The 23,344-nt window shown below is 63.2% G+C and carries 17 protein-coding genes and 3 rRNA genes; 4 read left to right on the top strand and 16 right to left on the bottom strand.

The window, feature by feature from the left end; translation table 11 throughout:
- From ADBZ9O_RS16680 to ADBZ9O_RS16665, 4 genes are read left to right on the top strand one after another with little or no spacing between them, the layout of a single operon-like run.
- Entirely contained in the window at positions 1-1,026 is a 1,026-nt protein-coding gene (locus tag ADBZ9O_RS16680) for a 3-oxoacyl-ACP synthase III family protein (RefSeq protein ID WP_526523710.1), read from the top strand.
- Positions 1,026-2,066, top strand: coding sequence for a pyridoxal phosphate-dependent aminotransferase (locus ADBZ9O_RS16675; protein ID WP_526523708.1), 1,041 nt, complete (start codon positions 1,026-1,028; stop codon positions 2,064-2,066). Before ADBZ9O_RS16680 ends, ADBZ9O_RS16675 begins: the two co-directional genes overlap by 1 nt.
- Positions 2,063-3,415: a cytochrome P450 gene (locus ADBZ9O_RS16670; protein ID WP_526523706.1), complete on the top strand. Its 1,353-nt coding sequence runs from the start codon at positions 2,063-2,065 to the stop codon at positions 3,413-3,415. Before ADBZ9O_RS16675 ends, ADBZ9O_RS16670 begins: the two co-directional genes overlap by 4 nt.
- Positions 3,416-3,423: 8 nt before the next feature.
- The gene (locus ADBZ9O_RS16665) at positions 3,424-4,182 is read left to right on the top strand and encodes an O-methyltransferase (RefSeq protein ID WP_526523704.1); all 759 of its coding nucleotides are present in this window, start codon (positions 3,424-3,426) and stop codon (positions 4,180-4,182) included.
- Here the strand turns inward: ADBZ9O_RS16665 and xerD are convergent.
- The 16 genes from xerD to ADBZ9O_RS16585 all read right to left on the bottom strand — a co-directional run bounded on the left by xerD (position 4,179) and on the right by ADBZ9O_RS16585 (position 23,286).
- Complete coding sequence (gene xerD, locus ADBZ9O_RS16660) at positions 4,179-5,126, bottom strand: site-specific tyrosine recombinase XerD (RefSeq protein ID WP_526523702.1); 948 nt, start codon at positions 5,124-5,126, stop codon at positions 4,179-4,181. The genes ADBZ9O_RS16665 and xerD overlap by 4 nt on opposite strands.
- Entirely contained in the window at positions 5,123-5,746 is a 624-nt protein-coding gene (locus ADBZ9O_RS16655; RefSeq protein ID WP_526523700.1) for an NUDIX domain-containing protein, read from the bottom strand. Before ADBZ9O_RS16655 ends, xerD begins: the two co-directional genes overlap by 4 nt.
- Positions 5,739-7,496 carry a CTP synthase gene (gene pyrG, locus ADBZ9O_RS16650; protein WP_526523698.1) on the bottom strand — a complete coding sequence of 586 codons (1,758 nt, stop codon included), beginning with the start codon at positions 7,494-7,496 and terminating at the stop codon, positions 5,739-5,741. The genes ADBZ9O_RS16655 and pyrG overlap by 8 nt, the downstream gene beginning before the upstream one ends.
- Positions 7,497-7,620: 124 nt before the next feature.
- Positions 7,621-8,562, bottom strand: coding sequence for a copper transporter (locus ADBZ9O_RS16645; RefSeq protein WP_526523696.1), 942 nt, complete (start codon positions 8,560-8,562; stop codon positions 7,621-7,623).
- Positions 8,562-9,746, bottom strand: a complete 1,185-nt coding sequence (gene steA, locus ADBZ9O_RS16640) for a putative cytokinetic ring protein SteA (RefSeq protein ID WP_526523694.1) — start codon at positions 9,744-9,746, stop codon at positions 8,562-8,564. The genes ADBZ9O_RS16645 and steA overlap by 1 nt, the downstream gene beginning before the upstream one ends.
- 100 nt (positions 9,747-9,846) lie before the next feature.
- Positions 9,847-11,610: a DNA repair protein RecN gene (gene recN, locus ADBZ9O_RS16635; protein WP_526523692.1), complete on the bottom strand. Its 1,764-nt coding sequence runs from the start codon at positions 11,608-11,610 to the stop codon at positions 9,847-9,849.
- Positions 11,611-11,612: 2 nt separating this feature from the next.
- A complete protein-coding gene (locus ADBZ9O_RS16630; RefSeq protein ID WP_526523690.1) occupies positions 11,613-12,539 on the bottom strand; it encodes an NAD kinase in 927 nt (308 codons plus the stop codon).
- Entirely contained in the window at positions 12,536-13,345 is an 810-nt protein-coding gene (locus tag ADBZ9O_RS16625) for a TlyA family RNA methyltransferase (RefSeq protein ID WP_526523688.1), read from the bottom strand. Before ADBZ9O_RS16625 ends, ADBZ9O_RS16630 begins: the two co-directional genes overlap by 4 nt.
- A gap of 7 nt (positions 13,346-13,352) precedes the next feature.
- On the bottom strand, positions 13,353-13,529 hold the full coding sequence (locus tag ADBZ9O_RS16620) for a hypothetical protein (RefSeq protein WP_526523686.1): 177 nt from the start codon (positions 13,527-13,529) through the stop codon (positions 13,353-13,355).
- Positions 13,530-13,550: 21 nt separating this feature from the next.
- On the bottom strand, positions 13,551-14,567 hold the full coding sequence (locus ADBZ9O_RS16615; RefSeq protein ID WP_526523684.1) for an HAD-IIA family hydrolase: 1,017 nt from the start codon (positions 14,565-14,567) through the stop codon (positions 13,551-13,553).
- Between the two features lies 1 nt (position 14,568).
- A complete protein-coding gene (locus ADBZ9O_RS16610; RefSeq protein WP_526523682.1) occupies positions 14,569-15,420 on the bottom strand; it encodes a tetratricopeptide repeat protein in 852 nt (283 codons plus the stop codon).
- 144 nt (positions 15,421-15,564) lie between these two features.
- Positions 15,565-15,677: ribosomal RNA gene (gene rrf, locus ADBZ9O_RS16605) — 5S ribosomal RNA — on the bottom strand.
- Positions 15,678-15,869: 192 nt separating this feature from the next.
- A 23S ribosomal RNA gene (locus ADBZ9O_RS16600) occupies positions 15,870-18,991 on the bottom strand.
- 417 nt (positions 18,992-19,408) lie between these two features.
- A 16S ribosomal RNA gene (locus ADBZ9O_RS16595) occupies positions 19,409-20,926 on the bottom strand.
- Together the 16S, 23S and 5S rRNA genes form the textbook arrangement of a ribosomal RNA operon.
- A 422-nt stretch (positions 20,927-21,348) precedes the next feature.
- On the bottom strand, positions 21,349-22,632 hold the full coding sequence (gene tyrS / locus ADBZ9O_RS16590; RefSeq protein WP_526523680.1) for a tyrosine--tRNA ligase: 1,284 nt from the start codon (positions 22,630-22,632) through the stop codon (positions 21,349-21,351).
- Between the two features lie 27 nt (positions 22,633-22,659).
- Positions 22,660-23,286 (bottom strand): DNA-3-methyladenine glycosylase, encoded by a 627-nt coding sequence (locus tag ADBZ9O_RS16585; protein ID WP_526523679.1) that lies wholly within the window; start codon positions 23,284-23,286, stop codon positions 22,660-22,662.
- Positions 23,287-23,344 lie beyond the last annotated feature (58 nt).

The raw sequence follows: 23,344 nt of genomic DNA, 5'->3' as shown, positions 1-23,344 counted from the left end.
ATGACATTCACCCACAATCCCGTCAGTCTGATCGACGTTTCCACCTACCTGCCCGAGAACCGGGTGCCCGCCGAGTACTACGCCGGTTTCGCCGAAACCGACAACCTGCGGGACAACTTGATGTTCCGCGCCCCGGAGTTTCGCCATCACGCCGACAAGACCACCACCAATGTCGACATGATCGAGAAGGCGGTCACCGGGCTGATCGCGCGCCACGGAGCCGACGTGCTCGCCGATGTCGACGTGTTGCTGACCCACGCCCAGTTGCCTGACCTGCCGATGATGGGCAGTGGCGGCGAGATCGCCCACCGGCTCGGCATGAACCCCGAGTGGATTCTCGACGTGCACAACGGTGGCTGCGCGGCTTTCGTCCTGATGATGAAGATGGCCCGGCAGATGCTGGCCTCCGGTGCCGGACGGACCGCCCTGATTGCGGTATCGCAGACCGCGGCGGGGAAAATTTTCGACCAGGAGCAGGTCCGCACCAAGGCCCAGTCATCGGTTCCCGGTGATGGTGCCGCGGTCGGATTGCTGACGGTGGGCGGTGATTCGCCGATCCTGGATATTGAGTGCCGCTATTACGGCGAATACGCCGGCGATATGACCCTGGCCATCGACCCACCGCGTCAATGGTGGGAGGCAGGCCCCGGCGAGGGGTACATCAGCTTCAACGAAGCCAAGATCACCAAGGTGCTGGCACGAGGCAATCGCCTGGTCCCCGAAGTCGCGCACGCCGTCTGCGACCGCATCGGCATGAAGTCCAGGGACCTCGACCTGCTGGTGACCAATCAGCCCAACCGGGTGTTCCTGCGCAACTGGCAAGAGGCCCTTGAGCTTCCACGGGAACGGCACAGTGAAACTTTCCACCGGTGCGGCAACCTGTTCGCCGTGGGTATCCCGGTGAATTTCGAGGCCGCCATCGATGCGGGTCACGTCAGCGCGGGTGACATCGTGATGATGGCCGGGTTCGCGCACGCCGGTGACTTCGCCGGTGCCGCGGCGATCCGCTGGGGCGGCAGGCCGTAGTGGGATCCCTTGACCAGTTCACCGACGGCGCAACACTGTTCGCCGACTCAGCCAATCCGCTGGCACTGTCGCTGAACGAGAACCCGTTCTCACCATTGCCGGCGGTGCGTGCGGTGATCAACGCCGCCGGCGCCGCCGCCAACCGTTACCCCGAATTCCTCCCCGAGAGCCTGCGGCGGTTGATAGCGGCGAATGTCGGGGTGGCACAGGAGCAAGTCGTCGTCGGTGCAGGCGCCACCGGAGTGGCGATGCAGATCCTGCACACGATCGCCGAACCCGGCGACCGAATCGTGATGGCGACACCGACGTTCGACGGCTACCCGATCTTCGCCCAGCTGGCCAGGCTCACCTCGGTGCCGGTGCCGCTGGATGACCAGGGCCACCATGATCTGGAGGCGATGGCGGACGCGGCCGCCGAGGCCAGGGTGGTGGTGCTCTGCCGTCCGCACAACCCGACCGGGGTGGTCGAACCGATCGCCGACGTCGAGCGGTTTCTTCGGCGCGTGCCCGCGGATACCATCGTCTTACTCGACGAAGCCTATATCGAGTTTCTCGCGGCCGATCAGCAGTTCGACGGCCCCGATCTGATCCGGCGATTCCCCAATGTGATTGTGTTGCGGACGTTTTCGAAGGCATACGGCCTGGCGGGCCTGCGTATCGGCTACGGCTTCGGCACCTCTGAGCTGACCCGCGCGGTCTGGACCAGGCAGGTGCCGTTCAGCATGGGCATCACCAGCCTGGCTGCGGTCACCGCCTGCTATGAGGCCGAAAACCAACTGCGCCAACGCATCCAGATGATCGTTGCCGAACGGCGCTATCTGCGGATGCGGCTGCACGCCATCGGGGTGCGGAGCACCGACTCCCACGCCAACTTCGTATATCTGCCGCCGACCGGACAGCCGTGGCGTGATGTGTTCGACGGCACCGGTCCCAAGGTCCGCTTCTACGGTGACGGCGGCGTCCGGATCACCGTCGGCGCGCGCCCATCAACTCGCGCCGTCATCGCCGCGATCAGCGCTGCCACCGGCGGCAGACGATGAGCGGCCCCGAAAGTCCCACCGCCAAGGTCAAACCCCGCTTTCGGCTCAGTCACAAAATCTCGGCCTGGTATGACGCAGAGGCCTACTTTCGCCGACGGGCCCGCAAGAGCGGCGCGTTCGCCATGCCGATCCCCGGTTTCGGCGACGTGCTGTTCGCGGGCCGGTCCGCACAAGTTCGTGAATTCCTGCGAGTGCCCACGTCGGCGTTCACCCCGCCTATGCCCAACCCGATCGAACCGGTGGTCGGTGACGGCTCGATCATCCTGCTCGCCGGCGGACCCCACCGGCGGGAGCGCGCCCGATTCCTCCCCGCCCTGCACGGCGACCGGATCCGTCGCTACGCCGAATTGATGGCCACGGCGGCGCGCGACGAGATCGCCAACTGGCCGTTGGGCAGCACCATCGACGCACGGGACGCGGCCCAATCCATCACGTTGCAGATCATCGTGCAGGCCGTCTTCGGGATCGACGACACGGCTCGCCGTGGCGACTATGTGCGTGTCGTCAAGACGATGATGCGTAACTACGTGGCGCCGTTCATGTTCTTCCCCGCGCTGCGCCGCGCACCGTTCGGGCTGGGCCCGTGGAAGAGATTCTCCGACTGCCGCGTCGAACTCGATACACTGCTCGCCGAGCAGATCGCCCTGCGCCACCGGATCGGCAATGCCGGCTTCGACGATGTGCTGAGCGTGCTGATGTCGGCGGATCAGAGCGGCGAACGCACCGACGACGAGGTCCAACAGCAGTTGCGAACGCTATTGGTGTCGGGACACGAGACGTCGGCAACCACCCTGGCGTGGGCGCTGTTCCATATTCACGCCGACGACACCGTTCGGACCAGACTGCTGGCCGAACTTGCCGACCATCCGGCACCCGCCGAAATGACCAAGCTGCCTTATTTGGCCGCGGTCATCTCCGAGACTCTGCGCATGCACCCGACAGTGTCGATTATCGTGCGCCAGCTGACCCACCCCATGCAGGCGTGGCAGATCGAACGCGCCAGCGGCGATGTGATCGGCGTTGCCTTGGCCGCACTGCACACCGACCCCGAAGTCTGGCCGGATCCCGACCGGTTCGACCCGGAACGCTTCCTGACACGCAAACCGTCGGTCGCCGAGTATTCACCGTTCGGTTACGGCCACCGGCGTTGCCCCGGAGCGGCATTCGCCTCCCTGGAGCTGTCTATTGTGCTGGGCATCATCCTCACCACCGTCGAACTTCGACCGCCCCAGCGCAACCGAGCGCGCAAGGCACCCCGATCAATCCCCCGTGGCGTCGCCGCCGTCCCGAACCGTCCGATTGCCCTCGAGGTGGTCCGCACGGTCCAGCCAACAACAACACAGAGTTAGGTGAAGACATGACCCTCAAACAACGGGTGCCGTTGTTCCGCTGGTCGTTCTGGCGGATGGCCGCGGCCAGCGGCAAGATCACCAAGACCGGCCAGATCGGCGACGGCCGTGAAGAAGCCGTCGTCGACTACGTCCTGACCCATGCACGTGCTGGTGACATCGACAGCGTGCTCGACGCCATCGACCGCTTCGCCTACGACAAGTCTTTCTTGATCAACGTCGGCGATGAGAAGGGCGAACTGCTGGACGCCGCCGTGCGACGCGCAGACCCGCGGACCGTTCTCGAGCTCGGCACTTATTGCGGTTACAGCGCATTGCGCATCGCCAGGGCCGCTCCGTCGGCCCGGGTGTTCTCCATCGAACTGGCAGATGCCAATGCGGTGAACTCCCGCCGGATTTGGGCCCACGCCGGCGTGGCAGACCGAATCACCTGTGTCGTCGGAACTGTCGGCGACGGCGGAGGCACCCTGCAGACCCTCTCCGATGAGCACGGCTTCGGTCCCGGCGATGTCGACTTCGTCTTCCTCGACCACGACAAGAATGCCTACCTGCCCGATCTGGAGAGTCTGCTGGATCGAGGATGGCTGCACCCGGGGACGATCGTGGTCGCCGACAACGTCAAGATCCCTGGCTCGCCGAAGTACCGGGCTTTCATGCGCGAACACCAAGGCACGCAGTGGCAGACAGTCGAGCACAGAACTCACGGCGAATACGGCTCGGTGTTCCCCGACCTCGTCCTGGAGTCGGAATTCCTCGGGCGGAACTAACGCGCCCGCGGGTGCGCCCCGGCCCACACCTCACGCAGCGCCGTGACGGTCACCAGGGTGTAGATCTGCGTCGTCGTCACCGATGCGTGCCCGAGGAGTTCCTGAACGACGCGGACATCGGCGCCGCCCTCGAGCAGGTGGGTGGCAAACGAGTGCCGCAGGGTATGTGGCGACACGTCACGGGTGATACCCGCGCTTTCGGCGGCGTCATGCAGCACCTGCCAGGCACTTTGGCGAGACAACCGACCGCCGCGCGCATTGAGGAAAACCGCCGCAGTGCCCCGCCCGCGGGTGGCCAAGTCGGGCCGGCCACGCACCAAGAACGCCTCGAGGGCCGAGACGGCGGGACGCCCGATCGGCACCAACCGCTGCTTACCGCCCTTACCCCGCAGCAGCACCGACCGGGCCTGGCTGTCGATATCGTCGACGTCGAGGCCAACTGCCTCCGAGATCCGGGCCCCGGTCGAATACAGCAGCTCAAGAAGTGCGCGGTTGCGCAGCGTCAGCGGACCGTCGGTGGGGCTGTCCCCGCCTGCGGCATCGAGCAGCGCCACCACCTCGTCGAGCGTCAGGCTTTTGGGCAGCCGCCTGCTGGGCGTCGGCGGTTTGACGGCACTGGCCACGTCGACGTCGGTGATTCCTTCGGCCGCGGCGAATCGGTGCAGCCCGCGCACGGCGATCACCGCGCGCGCCGCCGATACCGCCGACAGCGGGGTGGCGCCGGTATCAGGATCGCCCCGGCGCAGCGCCACCAGGAACTCGCTGACATCGGTCTCGGTGACCTTGGTCAGGTCGTCGACACCGCGCAGCATCAGGTGCTCGGAATACCGCCGCAGATCACGCCGGTAGGAGCTCAACGTATTGGCGGCCACCCCCCGCTCGATCGTCAGATGATCGAGATACCCCTGCAGCTGCCCGTCGAGCGCCGGCCGGAATGTGGTCACTGGGTGGCTTTGCGGGCGGCGAACCGGGTTGGCTTGTCTTGCCACGGCGTCTCCACCGGGCGGGTCTTCCCAACACCCTGACCGACCGCATAGGCAGCCAGAATGCCCGCCACGGCAAGGGCATTGACGATCTCACCGGAGAACACCATCCGGACAGCCTCGGTCAGCGGCACCCGCCGGGTCGTCATATCGGCCTCTTCATCGTGCGCCTCGGGCCTGTCGATGTCGGTCAGACCCGTCGCGAGGTACACCCGGACGCTCTCATCGCTGAACCCCGGGGTGGAATCGGTATCGACCAGCACCTGCCAGTCGCGCGCCGACAGACCGACTTCCTCTTCGAGTTCCCTGGCCGCGGTCAGATGCGGCGCTTCGCCGTCGATATCGAGCAGGCCGGCGGGCAGCTCCCACAACCGGCGGCCCAACGGATGCCGGTACTGGTAGACGAGCACGACGTTGTCGTCATCGTCGAGCGCCACGATGGCCACCGCGCCGAAGTGTTCGACGACCTCACGACGCGCGGTGCGGCCACCGGGCATCGCCACCTCGTCCGCGCGCAACGCGAAGATCTTGCCGGTGTAGATCAGTTCGCTTTCGAGCGTCTCGAAGGTGTGCTCAGCCACGAGGCGCAGGCTCCGGGACCGATTGTTCGGCGGCCTTGTGCTCAGAGCCGTTGGACGTCGCTTCGTTGGTCTCCAAAGGCAACCGCTCACCGGCCTTGTACTGGATGGCTGCGCCGATGAAGGCCGCGAACAGCGGATGCGGCCTGGTGGGGCGACTCTTGAGCTCGGGATGGGCCTGGGTGCCGACCAAGAACGGGTGGGTCTCGGCCGGATATTCGACGAACTCCACCAGGTGCCCGTCCGGGGAGGTGCCGGAAAACTTCAGGCCGCTCTCGGCGATCCGCTCGCGGTAGTCGTTGTTCACCTCGTAGCGGTGCCGATGCCGCTCGGACACTTCGGTGGCCCCATAGGCTTGAGCCACAAGCGAATTCGCTTCCAACACGGCCGGGTAGGCACCGAGCCGCATGGTGCCGCCGAGATCGGCCTCACCGGCGACGATCTCTTCCTGATCGGCCATCGTCGAGATCACCGGATCCGGCGTCTCGGGCTCGAACTCCGCGGAGTTGGCTTCGGCCAGCCCGACCGAGCGGGCCGCCTCGATCACGATGCACTGCAGGCCCAGGCACAATCCGAGCACGGGCACCCCGCGATTGCGGGCGAAGCGGATGGCGCCGATCTTGCCTTCGATACCGCGGATTCCGAACCCGCCCGGGATCAGTACGCCGTGCACATCGTTGAGTTCGGCGGCAGCGCTCGAATCGGTTTCGCAGTCATCGGACGCCACCCAGCGCATCTCGACCTTGGTCCGGTGTTTGAAACCGCCGGCACGCAATGCCTCGGCCACCGAGAGGTAAGCGTCGGACAGATCGATGTACTTACCGACCAGCGCGATCCTGACGGTCTCCTGCGGCTCGTGCACCCGCGACAGGAGATCGTTCCACTGCGTCCAATCGACATCACGGAACGGCAGGTTGAGCCGTCGCACCACATAGGCATCGAGTTCCTCGCGGTGCAGCACCTTGGGGATGTCGTAGATCGACGGCGCATCCGGGGTGGAGATGACGCCATCGATATCGACATCGCACATCAGCGCGATCTTGTTCTTCATCGGCTCTGGTACGTCGCGGTCGCAGCGCAGGATCAGCGCGTCCGGGCTGATACCGATGCTGCGCAGAGCGGCGACCGAGTGCTGAGTGGGCTTGGTCTTCAGTTCACCCGACGGCTTGAGATACGGCACCAGCGAGACGTGGAGGAAGAAACAGTTCTCCCGCCCGACCTCGTGGCGGACCTGCCTGGCGGCTTCCAGGAAGGGCAGCGATTCGATATCGCCGACCGTCCCGCCGATCTCGGTGATGACGACATCGGGCCGCTTACCTTTGGCATCCGGTTCGGACATCTCCAGGATCCGGCGCTTGATCTCGTCGGTGATATGCGGGATGACCTGCACCGTGTCACCGAGGTACTCGCCACGCCGTTCCTTGGCGATCACGGTCGAATAGACCTGACCGGTGGTGACGTTGGCCGAACCCGACAGATTGCGATCCAGGAAGCGCTCGTAGTGCCCGACGTCGAGGTCGGTTTCGGCACCATCCTCGGTGACGAAGACCTCACCGTGCTGGAACGGATTCATGGTGCCGGGGTCGACGTTGAGATACGGGTCGAGCTTCTGCATCGTCACGGCCAGACCGCGAGCGGTGAGTAGCTGGCCGAGACTGCTGGCAGTCAGACCCTTACCGAGGGAGGAAACGACACCGCCGCTGACAAAAATGTGTTTCGTCGCGGTCTGCGGATGCTTCCGTAACGATGCCAAGAACAACCTCCGTGGAACAGGAGCAGGACTTATTTTCCAGGCTTGGAAACGAGCTCGGGGCCTGCTGACCCACGGAAATTCACCCTAACACCGACGCCGACAAGCTGTCGCTGCCGCGCCGACGCTACTGCGCAACGGTGACCGCCGTGGCGCCCTGCCCCACGCCGTACTGTCCGGCTCGGCCGCCCTTGATCAGCTCCTGCAAACCGAGCGCGGCGGTGATCCGGCCGGACTCGGCGCCGATGTCATCGACAGTGGTCACCGCTGTCGACAGGCTGGCATCGGAGCGGATGACCGCGATCGCGGCGGTACCGGTGGCCGAGCCGTCGCGCCCACCGACCAGTGTTCCCGAGCCGTGCGGTGCCAGCGCGGCTGCGAACCGCGCCACAGTGGCGCCCTGGTTGCCTGCTCCGTCACCCAGTCCGCCACCGGTCACGATGATCGCCGTGTTGGCCGGTGGGAGGGTGTCCTTCTGATAGCTCAGAAACCCGGTATCGCGCAGTGCGGCGAGCACCGTCTGGCGTTGAGTCTCGTCGACCGCCGGGATGGCCGGATCCCGGTTCGCCAGTAGTGCGATGCCGAGCAGATCGCCGGCTTGCGAACCCTGGTCGACCAGCGTGGTGCTCAACTGGGTGCCTGCGGGCACGATCGCCGAGTTGACCACCGAGCGCAGCTTCTCCGCGGAGTTGGCGTCGACGAACTCTTGGGTCAGTGCCAAGGTGCCGGTGACGGTGCCCCCGGCCTGACCGACGATCCTGGTGACGGCATCGACATCGTCATCGCTTGCATCCGGTGTCCGAAACAGCACCACCGACTTTTCGGCCAACACATTGTTGACCACCCGGCCGGCGATTTGTGCATCGAAATCATCTGCGGCACTCAGCTTTTCATTGAGGCCGTTCTTGTCGTCGGTCAACGCGTTGATCTGATTCTGCATATCGCGCTTCTCGTCGCGCAGCCCGGACAGCAGGGTATCGGACAGCAGACCCGAACCGAGCACCACGCCGATCGCGAGGGCGAGAAATACCGCGGTCAGCGAAATAGCATGCTGGCGAAGGGATATCACTACGTAACCCAACCCTGGATCAGCAGCGTGAAGCGATTCCAGTACTGGACGATCCAGTCGATGACGATGGTGTCGGTACGAGATACCCACAGCGCCACGATGATCGCGATCAGCATGGCGATCACCAGCAGCGCGATCGAACCGCCGGAGATACGGCTGCGGTACAGGGTGGCCACCGCTTTGGAGTCCACCAGCTTCTCCCCCACCTTCAGCCGGGTCAGGAAGGTCGAGGGATTGGTGTGTTGACGCTGACGGTCGAAGAACTCTTCGATATTGGCGGAGTGCCCCACGGTGACGATCAGTGACGCTCCGTGGTGATCGGCGAGCAGCAACGCCAGATCGGCCGCTGAGCCGGCCGCCGGGAATGTCATCGCGCCGACCCCGAGGTCCTGGATGCGCTCCAGGCCGGGGGCGTGACCGTCGGCATCGGCGGGCAGCACGACCTGCGCGCCACATTTGAGAACGTCAGCGGTCATCTTCTCGGGGTCACCAACGATGAGCTGCGGCTTGTATCCCGCTTTGCGCAGCACATCGGCACCCGTTCCGACGCCGATCAGCACCGGCTGATACTCCTTGATGAACGGTTTGAGCGCTTTGAGATCGGCCTCGGCGTCAGCCTCTTCGGCGACGACCACGACGTGGCGACGATACATATCGACATCCACATCAGGAATGCCGATCCCGTCGATCAGCAGCGGGCTTTCACTGCGGATGAACTCGATGGTGTTGCCTGCGAACGCCTCCAGGTGTGCCACCAGACCCGTCTTGGCGTCCTGCATCATCTCGGTGATTTCATGCTCGCTGCGTTCGATGCCCATCGCCAGCCTGCGGTCGCCCGCGTAGACGCCACCGTTGTGCAGTCGCAGTCGGGCGCCGTCCTTGAGCTTCTTGAAGATCTCGGGGCCGGCTTCGTCGATCAACGTGATGCCGTTGCCCACCAGCACCTCGGGTCCGAGGTTGGGATAGCGGCCCGAGATCGACGGCGAGGCATTGACCACCCCGGCGATATTGGCGTCGACGAGGGCGTCGGCCGTGACCCGGTCGAGGTCGAGGATGTCGAGCACGACGATATCGCCGGGCTCCACTCTGCGCATAAGCCGGTCGATATCGCGATCGACGCGGGCGGTGCCAACGACACCGGGCTTGGAGCTGCTGTTACGGGAGAGAAGCGCTGCCATCCTCATGGCGCCGATTCTGGTGCTGAATACCTAGCACACCGTGGAGGCGCGCCGTAACAGCAGCCTCATTAGTCACAACTGCAACACGTTCGCGTCAAAAATGAGGTCACGCCGTCGACATCCGTTCGTCCTGTGCGGCGGCCAACAACTCTTTCGCGTGCGCCCGGCCGGTATCTGATTCACCCAGCCCGGCCAACATGCGCGCGAGTTCGGCGACGCGGCTGTCATCGTCGAGCCTGCGCACTCCGCTGGCGCCGCTGCGACCGACCGCGTCGACCACCAGATGGGTGTCGGCGTAGGCCGCGACCTGCGGTAAATGGGTGACGACGATGACCTGGTGGGTGCGGGCCAGCCGGGCCAGCCGTCGGCCGATCTGCACTGCGGCGCGGCCACCGACGCCAGCGTCGACCTCGTCGAACACCATCGTCGTGCCCTGCACCGAGGCCGCCAGCACCACCTCCAGGGCCAGCATCACCCGCGACAGTTCGCCGCCGGACGCGCTTTTGATCAACGGCAACACCGCCACTCCGCGATGGGCGGTGAAACCGAACTCAACCTGGTCGACCCCGTCGGGTCCGGCGTGCACCAGCTGACCCGACGGCAACGTCAGCGGGGCGGAGTCGTCGGCTTGGGCCACCGTGCCACTGACGGTGATGGTGAACTCGGCGTCGGCCATCGCCAGGCCGGCCAATTCCGCGGTGACCGCTTTGGCCAAGCTCTTGGCCGCCTTGGTCCTGGCCTTGGTCAGGTCGACGGCGGCGGCGCCGAGTCGCCCAGCGAGATCCTCGACCCGGCGGGCCAACCCGCCCAGCGCCTCCTCGGAGACGTCCAGCTGGGACAACTGGTCACGGGACTGCGCCGCCCACTGCAGCACCCCGCTGATATCTGCGGCGTACTTGCGGGTCAGGGAGCGCAGTTCACCTTGGCGGGCCAACTTGGTTTCCAATGTGCTGGCATCGCTGGGCAGATCGGACAGAAAACTGCCGATCTCGCGGGACACGTCGTCGACCAATGTCATGGCGTCGGTCAGCTGCCGGCCCAGGTCCAGCAGCACGGCATCGTCCGTGGCATCCAGGGCCGCCTTAGCGTGCCCGATGGCATCGGAGGCCGATACCGGTTCGGTCCCCCCGTCGGCGTCATCGAGAGCGCCGGACAGCGCGGTGCGGGCCGTCGACGCCGCCTCGCGCAGTGCGTCCAATTCGGAGAGCCTGCGGATATCGGCGACCAACGCGTCGTCCTCTCCTGGCCGCGGGTCGACGGTGTCGATCTCACCGAGCGCGAACTTCAGCCGGTCGGCTTCTTGGGCGAGTTCACGCGCGCGGTTGGTGCGGTCGATCAGGTCCCGACGCGCAGTCTGCCAGTCCGTACGCAACGCCCGGTACCGCGCGTGCCGATCCTCGACGGTGGCGAAGCGGTCGAGTGCGGCCCGTTGTTCATCAGGGCGCATCAATCGGAGCTGGTCGTTCTGGCCGTGCAGCGTCAACAGTTGGTTGGTGAAGGTGCTGAGCAGTTTCGCCGGCACGCTGCGACCGCCAAGATAGGCCCGCGACGGCCCGTCCTTGCTGACCGATCGCAGCGCGATGACGCTGCCATCGTCATCGCGGTCGGCGCCGGAGGAGTCGAGAATCTCATCGATCGGCGCGACATCGTCGAGTTCGCTTGTGGTGAAACGACCTTCGACAACGGCGCGGTCGGCACCCGAGCGCACCCGGTTGGCGTCGGCGCGCGCACCGCCGAGCAGGTGCAGGCCGGTGACGACCATGGTCTTACCGGTGCCGGTCTCGCCGGTCAGGACAGTCAGACCGCGATCGAACTCGGCGTTGGCCGCGCTGATCGCACCGAGGGACTCGATCCGGATTTCGGCGAGCACCGTTACTGCCCGCGCCAGCCGGTGACCGGTAACCGGAATTTGCGCACCAGTCGGTCGGTGAACGGGGCACTGTCCAGGCGCACCCATTTCACCGGGGTGCCGCAGCGGGTGACCTCGACACGTCCACCCGCCGGCACCACCATTTCGCGGCGGCCGTCACAGAACACCAATGCATCGTGGCCATTGCGCTCGATCTCGATGGCGATGGTGGCACCGGGGCTGGTGACCATGGGGCGGGCGAACAGCGCGTGCGCGTTATTGGGCACAACCAGGATGGCCTCCAGATCAGGCCACAACACCGGACCGCCCGCAGAGAACGCCCACGCCGTCGACCCCGTCGGGGTGGAGACCAACACACCGTCGCAGCCGAACTCCGACACCGGCCTGCCGTCGATCTCGAGCACCACCCCGAGCACGCCCAGCCGCGGCCCCTTCTCCAAGCTGGCCTCGTTCAATGCCCAACCACGAGCGGTGATTTGACCGTCGTTGGTGCGGACCAGGACGTCGAGCGTCATCCGCGTCTCGACACGGTAATTGCCCTTGACGACGTGCTCAAGGACCGAGTCGATGGCGTCGGCCTCGGCCTCGGCGAGGAACCCGATCCGGCCGAGGTTCACCCCGAGCACCGGAATACCGGCGTTGCGGGCCAGTTCGGCGGCGCGCAGGAACGTGCCGTCACCGCCGAGCACGATGACGAGCTCACACCCCTCTGCGGCATTCTCGTCGGCGTCCACCACCTCGATCTCGACGCCGAGCGCGCGCATATCGTCGGGCGCCAGGTGCAGCGAACCTCGATCGACCGCTTCAGCCGAGAGCACGCGCAGCGAGATACCGTTGTCGCTCAACACTTTTTCGACCCGGCGCGCCACCTCGGTAGCTTCCTCGCGGCCTGTGTGCACGACCAGCAGGATGGTGCGTTCTTCGGTCACTGTGGGCCCTCGGTCACGGCTCGTCGCACGGCAGCGTCGAGAAGTTCCCCGCGCAGTGCATTGTCGGTCTTGGCGCGCAGCCACAGGAAGTACTCGACATTGCCCGATGGGCCGGGCAGTGGACTGGCTGTCACACCTGCGGTCTGCCAGTTCAGTGCGGCAGCCCGCGCGGCCACCGACAGCACGGCGGCGGCCCGCAGTTCGGGGTCCGAGACCACCCCGCCTGCACCGACCTGCCCCCTGCCGACCTCAAACTGCGGTTTCACCATAGGAACGATATCGGCGTCCAGTGACGCACACGCGGTCAGTGCCGGTAGGACGGTGGCCAGCGAGATGAACGACAGGTCCGCAACCACGGCGTCAACTGGACCACCGATGACATCCGGGGTCATGTCGCGGACGTTGGTGCGCTCGATCACCACGACGCGATCATCAGAACGCAACGACCAGGCAAGCTGCCCGTATCCAACGTCGACGGCGACCACCTGTGCGGCACCACGGTCAAGGAGCACCTCGGTGAAGCCCCCGGTCGAGGCACCGGCATCAAGGCAGCGCCTGCCGGTCACATCGAGACCGAAAGTGTCCAGGGCGCCGATCAGTTTGTGCGCTCCGCGCGAAACCCAGGACCGTTCACCGTCGTCCTGGACTTTCAGCGCCGCCGTCACCGCGATCGACGTGGCAGGTTTCGAGGCCGGCATCCCGTCGATGCTGACCCGGCCCGCACTGATGAGTTCGGCCGCCTGCTGGCGCGACCGTGCCAGCCCACGCCGCACCAGCTCGGCGTCAACACGTGCCCGCCGTGTCACGCTGCGCTCAGCCCTTTTCCACCGATTCCAGCGCCTGCACCAACACGTCGTGCGCCTCCTCGAGACGACGGGCGACCTCGTCGATATCCATACCGTGCAGCCCACCACCTTCGACCGAGGTGTCTGGCAGCTCGGCGAGCAGGCTATCGATATGCGCGCGAATCTGATCTGGATCGGATGTCATAGCGCCAATCAGGCTAGCTGATCAGGCTCCATCGCCGGTGACCAGCGACCACTGCTGTAGCGCCTTTTCCGCCGTATCGTCACCGGCGGTGATCCTGACCGAGCCGTCGAGATCGGCATCCCATAACGCTCTGGCGGTGGCCCGGACCACTGACAGGCCGTCATCACCGGGATCCTCGCCGGTCGCACTCACCGTGATAACCGACCCGTCGATGTCGATGCGCCAGGCCGGATGTTCGGCAACAGCGGTGGCGGCCGCGTCACTGTGCAGTGCCCGCAGATCGTGCGCGATGAAAGTCGGACGTTCGGCCGCGACGGCGAACACCGCGTCACGGGCCGAGCTGACACCGCTGAGCACCATCAGACTCGGCAGCTTGGCAGCACTGGCACCCGCGATATCGGTATCCAACCGGTCACCGACGACCAGCGGATTATGAAATTGCCCGCGCGCCAACGCATCTGCCATCAGGGTGGGCGATGGTTTACCCGCCACCGTGGGCTCGGTGTCGGTGGCGGTGCGCAGCGCGGCCACCATCGACCCGTTGCCGGGCAGCAGGCCACGCTCCGACGGCAGTGTCTTATCGACATTGGCCGCCACCCAGAGCGCGCCGGCCCGAATCGCCAAGGCAGCCTCGGCAAGATCCGCCCATCCCGTGCTGGTGGAATGGCCCTGGACCACGGCCACCGGCTGATCGTCGAACAATCGGACCGGAGTGAGACCGACAGCGCTGATCTCGCGGGCCAGGGAATCTGTCCCCACGATCAGCACCCGCGCTCCCGACGGGAGCTGGGTGGCCAGCAGTCGCGCCGCGCTCTGTGCGCTGGTGACGACGTCATCCTGCTCAGCGGTAAAACCGAGCTCACTGAGATGGGCCGCGACCTCGTCTGCACCACGCGAGGCATTATTGGTCACGAATAAGGCGCGGATACCCGTGTTCGCCAGCGATTCCACGGCGCCCTCGGTGGGCTGGTGGCCGCGAAATACCGTGCCGTCGAGATCGAGCAGCAGGCAATCATATTGCTGCACAAAAGAAGTCATATCAGGAAAGCTCGCCGATCCGGTCTTCCGCATCGGTGCTGCCTTCGATATCGGCGCGGGCCGTGTGCAGGAACCACTTCAACGCATCATCGTTGCGCCCCAGCGCCAGCAGTGTCTCGGCGTAGGCGTAGAACAACCTGGCAGCTGTCGAGCCAGTGCGCTTCGGGTCCGGCTGAGGGGAAGCCAGCACCGCCAAGGCCTGTTCCATCTGCCCCATATCAGCCCTCGCCCCGGCGATGACGATGCGCAGTTCGTCGGCCTCATCTCCGGTGAGGGCCTCGGCCTCGGGACTGCGGGCCAGTTCAATCGCGCGCTCGGGACGTCCCACACCGCGTTCGCAGTCCGCGATCAGGGGCAGCAGCGCGGATTTACTCCCCATGCGTCGGGCAGCCCGTAGTTCGGCCAGCGCCTGCGCCCAGTCGCCGCAGCGATACGCGGCGATACCGACAGCTTCACGTACTGCGGCGATGCGACCGGAGCGCGTCCTGGCCGCCTTGGCATGCGCCAGCGCCGCCTCGGGATCATCATCGATCAGATCGCCGGCGGCGACGAGGTGCCGGGCAATGACATCGGCCGTGGTGCGGTCGAGGGTGCTGAGCTCACGGCGGATTTCCGGCGCCAGCTGATTGGCTTCGACATCGGGCGGGATGGACGGTGCCGTGCGGTCGCCCTGCTCGCCGTCACGCGAATGCTGGGACTGCGGGGGGCGCGGTCGGTTGGTTCCTGATCGAGCAGGTGGGCCACCCCGTCGTCCAGCATGGGGGCCGCCGCTATCGCGACCGGTACGCGGCGGGCGACGGTCATCGCCGCCGCCTCTGTTTCCTGACCCATTGCCGAGCCTGTTATCGACCACTGGTACCTTTCGCCCCGAAACCTGTGACCAGGATACGGCTACCCCTGATTAGCCCACAATTCGGTATTTATGATTTGAATTGATAAGCCTTTGCGTGCATATAGAAACACCCCCCATGTGTGTGGGGGGTGTTTCTATTTGTGTGTTCGGCGGTGTCCTACTTTTCCACCCTTTTGGGTAGTATCATCGGCGCTGACAGGCTTAGCTTCCGGGTTCGGGATGGGACCGGGCGTTTCCCTGTCGCTATGGCCGCCGTAACTTTATTTAATTAGCCGGGTCGTGGTGTGGGTTCGACAACCCCGGGTGGGGGTTGGTTCCCTGGCACGACCGCCGGTAACCAAAAATGTTTTGGTGGTGGGGTGTGGTTATGGTTTGTGGATGTGTGGTTGCGAGGCGATGCAATGTTTTACACAACGATAATGGTGTTTTGCTTTTACCACCATGGTGGTTGTTGTAAGTTTTCGGCCGGTTAGTGCCAGTTCCCTGCGCCTCTTACGAGGTTTCTAGGTCTGGTCTATCAATCCCGTGGTCTGCGGGGGGCCTTATCCCACTGAATGGGTGAGAAGCCTGGTCTTGGAAGGGGTTTCCCGCTTAGATGCTTTCAGCGGTTATCCTGTCCGAACGTAGCTATCCAGCCGTGCCCCTGGTGGGACAACTGGTGGACCAGAGGTTCGTCCGTCCCGGTCCTCTCGTACTAGGGACAGATTTCCTCAAGCTTCTGACGCGCGCGGCGGATAGAGACCGAACTGTCTCACGACGTTCTAAACCCAGCTCGCGTGCCGCTTTAATGGGCGAACAGCCCAACCCTTGGGACCTGCTCCAGCCCCAGGATGCGACGAGCCGACATCGAGGTGCCAAACCATCCCGTCGATATGGACTCTTGGGGAAGATCAGCCTGTTATCCCCGGGGTACCTTTTATCCGTTGAGCGACACCCCTTCCACTCGGGGGTGCCGGATCACTAGTCCCGACTTTCGTCCCTGCTCGACATGTACGTCTCACAGTCAAGCTCCCTTGTGCACTTGCACTCAACACCTGATTGCCGTCCAGGTTGAGGGAACCTTTGGGCGCCTCCGTTACATTTTAGGAGGCAACCGCCCCAGTTAAACTACCCACCAGGCACTGTCCCTGAACCGGATATACGGTTCGAAGTTAGAGGTCCAATACGATCAGAGTGGTATTTCAACAACGACTCCACAATCACTAGCGTGACCGCTTCACAGTCTCCCACCTATCCTACACAAACCGAATCGAACATCAATACCAAGTTGTAGTGAAGGTCCCGGGGTCTTTTCGTCCTGCCGCGCGTAACGAGCATCTTTACTCGTAGTGCAATTTCGCCGAGTCTATGGTTGAGACAGTTGAGAAGTCGTTACGCCATTCGTGCAGGTCGGAACTTACCCGACAAGGAATTTCGCTACCTTAGGATGGTTATAGTTACCACCGCCGTTTACTGGGGCTTAAATTCTCAGCTTCACCCCGAAGGGTTAACCGGTCCTCTTAACCTTCCAGCACCGGGCAGGCGTCAGTCCGTATACATCGTCTTGCGACTTCGCACGGACCTGTGTTTTTAGTAAACAGTCGCTTCTCACTGGTTTGTGCCACCCCCTCCCGCTGCCGGCAGCAAGTGCCATGACGATATGGGGGTCCTCCTTCTCCCGAAGTTACGGAGGTATTTTGCCGAGTTCCTTAACCATAGTTCACTCGTACGCCTTGGTATTCTCTACCTGACCACCTGTGTTGGTTTGGGGTACGGGCCGTGTGTGTGCTCGCTAGAGGTTTTTCTTGGCAGCATAGGATCACCGAATTCACCTCATTCGGTTATGCATCACCTCTCAGGATATGTGAAACCCGGATTTACCTAGGTCTCTCCCTACAGGCTTACCCCAGTATTACCACTGACTGGTACGGCTACCTTCCTGCGTCACCCCGTCGCTTGACTACTACCAAAGAAGGTCACGCGCAGCCCTACAACCCCATCAACCCGAAGGCCTCCGGTGATCATAGTTTTGGGCGCTTAGTACCTCTGATTCATCAGGGACGCTCACACACGGGTACGGGAATATCAACCCGTTGTCCATCGACTACGCCTGTCGGCCTCGCCTTAGGTCCCGACTCACCCTGGGCGGACTGGCCTGCCCCAGGAACCCTTGGTCTTTCGGCGGGCAAGGTTCTCACTTGCCTTATCGCTACTCATGCCTGCATTCTCACTCCCACACCCTCCACCACTGGATCACTCCGCGGCTTCACTGGATGCAGGACGCTCCCCTACCCAACCAAACAAAGTTTGATTGCCGCGGCTTCGGCGGTGTGCTTGAGCCCCGCTACATTATCGGCGCATAATCACTTGACCAGTGAGCTATTACGCACTCTTTCAAGGGTGGCTGCTTCTAAGCCAACCTCCTGGTTGTCTTCGCGACTACACATCCTTTTCCACTTAGCACACGCTTAGGGGCCTTAGCCGGCGATCTGGGCTGTTTCCCTCTCGACGCACGGAGCTTATCCCCCGCCGTCTCACTGCCACACTTTCACTTACCGGCATTCGGAGTTTGGCTGACGTCAGTAACCTTTTAGGGCCCATTGGCCATCCAGTAGCTCTACCTCCAGTAAGAAACATGCAACGCTGCACCTAAATGCATTTCGGGGAGAACCAGCTATCACGGAGTTTGATTGGCCTTTCACCCCTACCCACAACTCATCCCCTCAGTCTTCAACCTAAGTGGGTTCGGGCCTCCACAACATCTTACTGCTGCTTCACCCTGGCCATGGGTAGATCACTCCGCTTCGGGTCCAGAACACGCCACTACACCCCTTACGGGGATACGCCCTATTCAGACTCGCTTTCGCTACGGCTACCCCACACGGGTTAACCTCGCGACATGTCCCTGACTCGCAGGCTCATTCTTCAAAAGGCACGCCATCACCCCACGCTTTAACACGAAGGCTCTGACGGATTGTAAGCGCACGGTTTCAGGTACTATTTCACTCCCCTCCCGGGGTACTTTTCACCATTCCCTCACGGTACTAATCCGCTATCGGTCATTGAGAAGTATTCAGGCTTACCGGGTGGTCCCGGCAGATTCACAGCAGATTCCACGGGCCCGCTGCTACTCGGGGACACCGTCACAACAGAGTTACATGTTTTCGCCTACGGGGCTCTCACCCTCTACGACAGACCATCCCAGGCCACTTCGGCTAACACAAACTTTTATCACTGTTGCCCAGACCGGCAGATCTGAGAAGACGAACCCCACAACACCGCACACACAACCCCTGCCGGGTATCACATGCGTCCGGTTTAGCCATCCTCCGCTTTCGCTCGCCACTACTCACGGAATCACAATTGTTTTCTCTTCCTACGGGTACTGAGATGTTTCACTTCCCCGCGTTCCCCCCCGCACCCTATGTATTCAGGTACGGGTAACACGACATCACTCGTGCTGGGTTTCCCCATTCGGACATCCTCGGATCAACGCTCGGTTGACAGCTCCCCGAGGCTTATCGCAGCCTCCTACGTCCTTCATCGGCTCTCAATGCCAAGGCATCCACCATGCGCTCTTAAACACTTACAACACAAAAAACCAAAAAATGAGTAAAAATTGCACATCAGATTACACACACCAACACCCGCATCCCCCAAAGGAAGACACGAACCTGCTGTGCGCTAGATGCTCGCAACCACTATCCACAAATCAAACACCACACCCCACCACCAAGTGGAGCGGAAACAAACTCACCACCACCCCCTAGATCGGGGATGGCACGCACCGTTCCGGTTTCCCCGAAGGGACGAAGAACGAGCGGGCCTGTTGCCTCAAAGCCCAATAGTGTGTCTGATGGTGGCCCCCACCCCGAAGGACAAGAAACCGACAATGTTTGTTGCGCACCAGAACCTGAAACCCACTACAGGCCAGGCCCATCCAACGAATCGTCTGAATCTCGGTAAACCGCGATATGCGGGCCGGCCCAGATCTCGTGGTGCTCCTTAGAAAGGAGGTGATCCAGCCGCACCTTCCGGTACGGCTACCTTGTTACGACTTCGTCCCAATCGCCGATCCCACCTTCGACGGCTCCCTCCCTTACGGGTTAGGCCACCGGCTTCGGGTGTTACCGACTTTCATGACGTGACGGGCGGTGTGTACAAGGCCCGGGAACGTATTCACCGCAGCGTTGCTGATCTGCGATTACTAGCGACTCCGACTTCACGGGGTCGAGTTGCAGACCCCGATCCGAACTGAGACCGGCTTTAAAGGATTCGCTCCACCTCACGGCATCGCAGCCCTTTGTACCGGCCATTGTAGCATGTGTGAAGCCCTGGACATAAGGGGCATGATGACTTGACGTCATCCCCACCTTCCTCCGAGTTGACCCCGGCAGTCTCTCACGAGTCCCCACCATTACGTGCTGGCAACATGAGACAAGGGTTGCGCTCGTTGCGGGACTTAACCCAACATCTCACGACACGAGCTGACGACAGCCATGCACCACCTGCACACAGACCACAAGGGAATACCTATCTCTAGGCACGTCCTGTGCATGTCAAACCCAGGTAAGGTTCTTCGCGTTGCATCGAATTAATCCACATGCTCCGCCGCTTGTGCGGGCCCCCGTCAATTTCTTTGAGTTTTAGCCTTGCGGCCGTACTCCCCAGGCGGGGTACTTAATGCGTTAGCTACGGCACGGATCCCAAGGAAGGAAACCCACACCTAGTACCCACCGTTTACGGCGTGGACTACCAGGGTATCTAATCCTGTTCGCTCCCCACGCTTTCGCTCCTCAGCGTCAGTTACTGCCCAGAGACCCGCCTTCGCCACCGGTGTTCCTCCTGATATCTGCGCATTCCACCGCTACACCAGGAATTCCAGTCTCCCCTGCAGTACTCTAGTCTGCCCGTATCGCCCGCACGCCCACAGTTGAGCTGTGAGTTTTCACGAACAACGCGACAAACCACCTACGAGCTCTTTACGCCCAGTAATTCCGGACAACGCTCGGACCCTACGTATTACCGCGGCTGCTGGCACGTAGTTGGCCGGTCCTTCTTCTATAGGTACCGTCACTTGCGCTTCGTCCCTACTGAAAGAGGTTTACAACCCGAAGGCCGTCATCCCTCACGCGGCGTCGCTGCATCAGGCTTGCGCCCATTGTGCAATATTCCCCACTGCTGCCTCCCGTAGGAGTCTGGGCCGTATCTCAGTCCCAGTGTGGCCGGTCACCCTCTCAGGCCGGCTACCCGTCGTCGCCTTGGTAGGCCATTACCCCACCAACAAGCTGATAGGCCGCGGGCCCATCCCACACCGCAAAAGCTTTCCACCACAACCCATGAAGGCCATGATCATATTCGGTATTAGACCCAGTTTCCCAGGCTTATCCCAAAGTGCAGGGCAGATCACCCACGTGTTACTCACCCGTTCGCCACTCGTGTACCCCGAAAGGCCTTACCGTTCGACTTGCATGTGTTAAGCACGCCGCCAGCGTTCGTCCTGAGCCAGAATCAAACTCTCCAAACAAAAACAACCCATCCAAAGACAGGTGAATTCGAATCAGAAAAATCTGAACCTAACAAAAAGACACCAAAAACTGGCATCAAAAAAACAACCACCCAAGCAAGACAGGAAGACGGGGAGTCCCCCCACAAGGATGGCCAAAAAAACAACAAACAAAAACCACCAAACACACTATTGAGTTCTCAAACAACACGCCGTACTGCATCCCCTACCGACCGCGCACAAATTCTGCGGCATTTAAGCCGCTGAATCGTAGTGCGGACGTTTCGAGACACCCTGGTTACCAGGGTAATTCCCGGGGAGGTCTTGCGCTCTCCGGCTTGGCCGGGTCGCTCTGACCTGGACTAAGTTACGTGCCGGAAAACTCAGAGTCAAATCGCCTGCTAGATGGCGGTTTTGGGCTGATCAAGATCAACCTGACCTGCTCAGATTCGTTGGACGCCGGCCACGTTGCGTTTCCCCCGTCGCAACACAAGCCAGGTGCCGAACAGAAAGTCCGTCTGGGACGGCACCCAGTCGTCGCCGGTGACCCGGACGTTGTTGACCGAGACCCCTCCTTCGGCGATGGCACGACGGGCAGCCCCCTTGCTGGCGACCAACCCCGAGGCCACCAGCAGATCGGCGATCCCGTCCGGCTCGCCCGGCTTGAGCTCGGCCACTGCGTTCGAACCGCTCACCTCCCGTAGGGCAGCGGCCAGCGTCGGCTCGTCCAGGCCGGAGAGTTCTCCCCTGCCGAATAACGCCTGGCTGGCGAGCTCCACCGAGGCGGTCGCCGCCGCTCCGTGCACCAAGGTGGTGAATTCCTGCGCAAGTCGGCGTTGCGCTGCCCGCTCATGGGGGCGGGTCGCTGTAGCCTCTTGCAGCTCGGCCAACTCGTCAGCGCTCAGGAAGGTGAACCACCGCAGGTAGCGGATGACGTCGGCGTCAGCGGTGTTGAAGAAGTACTGGTACCAGGCATACGGGCTGGTCATCGCCGGATCGAGCCAGACGCTCCCACCGCCGGTGGACTTACCGAACTTCGCCCCGTCAGAGTCGGTGACCAACGGCACGGTCAGGGCGTGCACTGTCGCACCCAACTTCTGCCGGACCAGCCGCACGCCGGCGATGATGTTGCCCCACTGATCGGAACCACCGATCTGCAATGAGCAGCCATAACGCCGCTGCAACTCCACGTAGTCGTTGGCCTGTAGCAGCATGTAGCTGAATTCGGTGTAGGAGATCCCGTCGCCGTCGAGTCGGCGTTTGATGGTGTCGCGGTCGAGCATCACGTTGACGGAGAAGTGTTTCCCGACGTCCCGCAGGAAGTCGATCGCGGAGAGCTGCGAGGTCCAATCCAGGTTGTTGACGATCACCGCACCCGTCGGCGATGTGTCGAAGTCAACAAAACGCTCGAGCTGGCCCCGGATCCGATCAGCCCAATCCGCCACGGTGTCATCGGTGTTGAGCGTGCGCTCACCGGTATCGCGCGGATCACCGATCATCCCGGTGGCGCCGCCGGCCAGCACGATGGGTCGGTGACCGGCACGCTGGAAGCGGCGCAGTGTGAGAAGCGGCACCAGGTTCCCGGCGTGCAAGCTGGGCGCGGTCGGGTCGAATCCCGCGTAGACCGTCAGCGGACCCTTCGCCGCCTCCGCCGCCAGCGCGTCGAGATCAGTGGACTGCGCGATCAGTCCGCGCCAAGTGAGTTCATCGAAAATCGTCGTACCCATGCGTTGATCTTCCCGTATCGCCGAGCGCTAGTCGCTTGCCCCGGGAACTGGCGCCCGGGGACTGCGCCGAAAGGCCGAAACCTCTGGTCGGTCTGGGACCCAGAACCGCCACGGCCGATCGGCGGCCTTGCTGACGCCGACCCGCGGGCCGCTGAGGATCGGCTGCGGATCGGCCGCCGGCGAATCGGGCAATGTCAGTCGCACCGGGCTGGCCGGATCGAAGAGGTCAAGACCGTTATCGGACATGGCGATATCGAGCGCTGAACACAGGTTCCCCGGACCGCGGGCCAGCGCGACGTCGCCAACCGCAGGACCCCTGCGGGCACGGGCGGCATCCAGGCCCTCGATGACCACCGCAGCCCGCAGCAGAACCGCCGCCGCCGTGCCATCCGGCCCGCAGACCACGTTCGCGCAGACATGAATGCCGTGGCTGCGATAGGTGTAGAGCCGCCCGGCCGGGCCGAACATCAGGGTGTTGCGCCCGCCTTCCCCGCGGTAGGAGTGCGATGCGGCATCCGGCCACGGACCCTCGGGTATGCCGCCGTAGGCCTCGACTTCGACGACGGTTGCGCTCACTGCGCGCCCGGTCAGCGTCGCCCCGAGAAGGAGCTTGGCGGCGGAGAGCGGATCCGTCGCCAATTGCCGTGCGGTCACCGGGCCCATTGTGCCGAGTTGTATCGACACTGTTGACATGCCGAGCGCTGCGGCGCAT

Source organism: Mycobacterium sp., from assembly GCF_965229105.1.
In the GTDB taxonomy this organism is placed as follows: domain Bacteria; phylum Actinomycetota; class Actinomycetes; order Mycobacteriales; family Mycobacteriaceae; genus Mycobacterium.
This window is presented reverse-complemented; position numbering and strand designations above follow the sequence as displayed.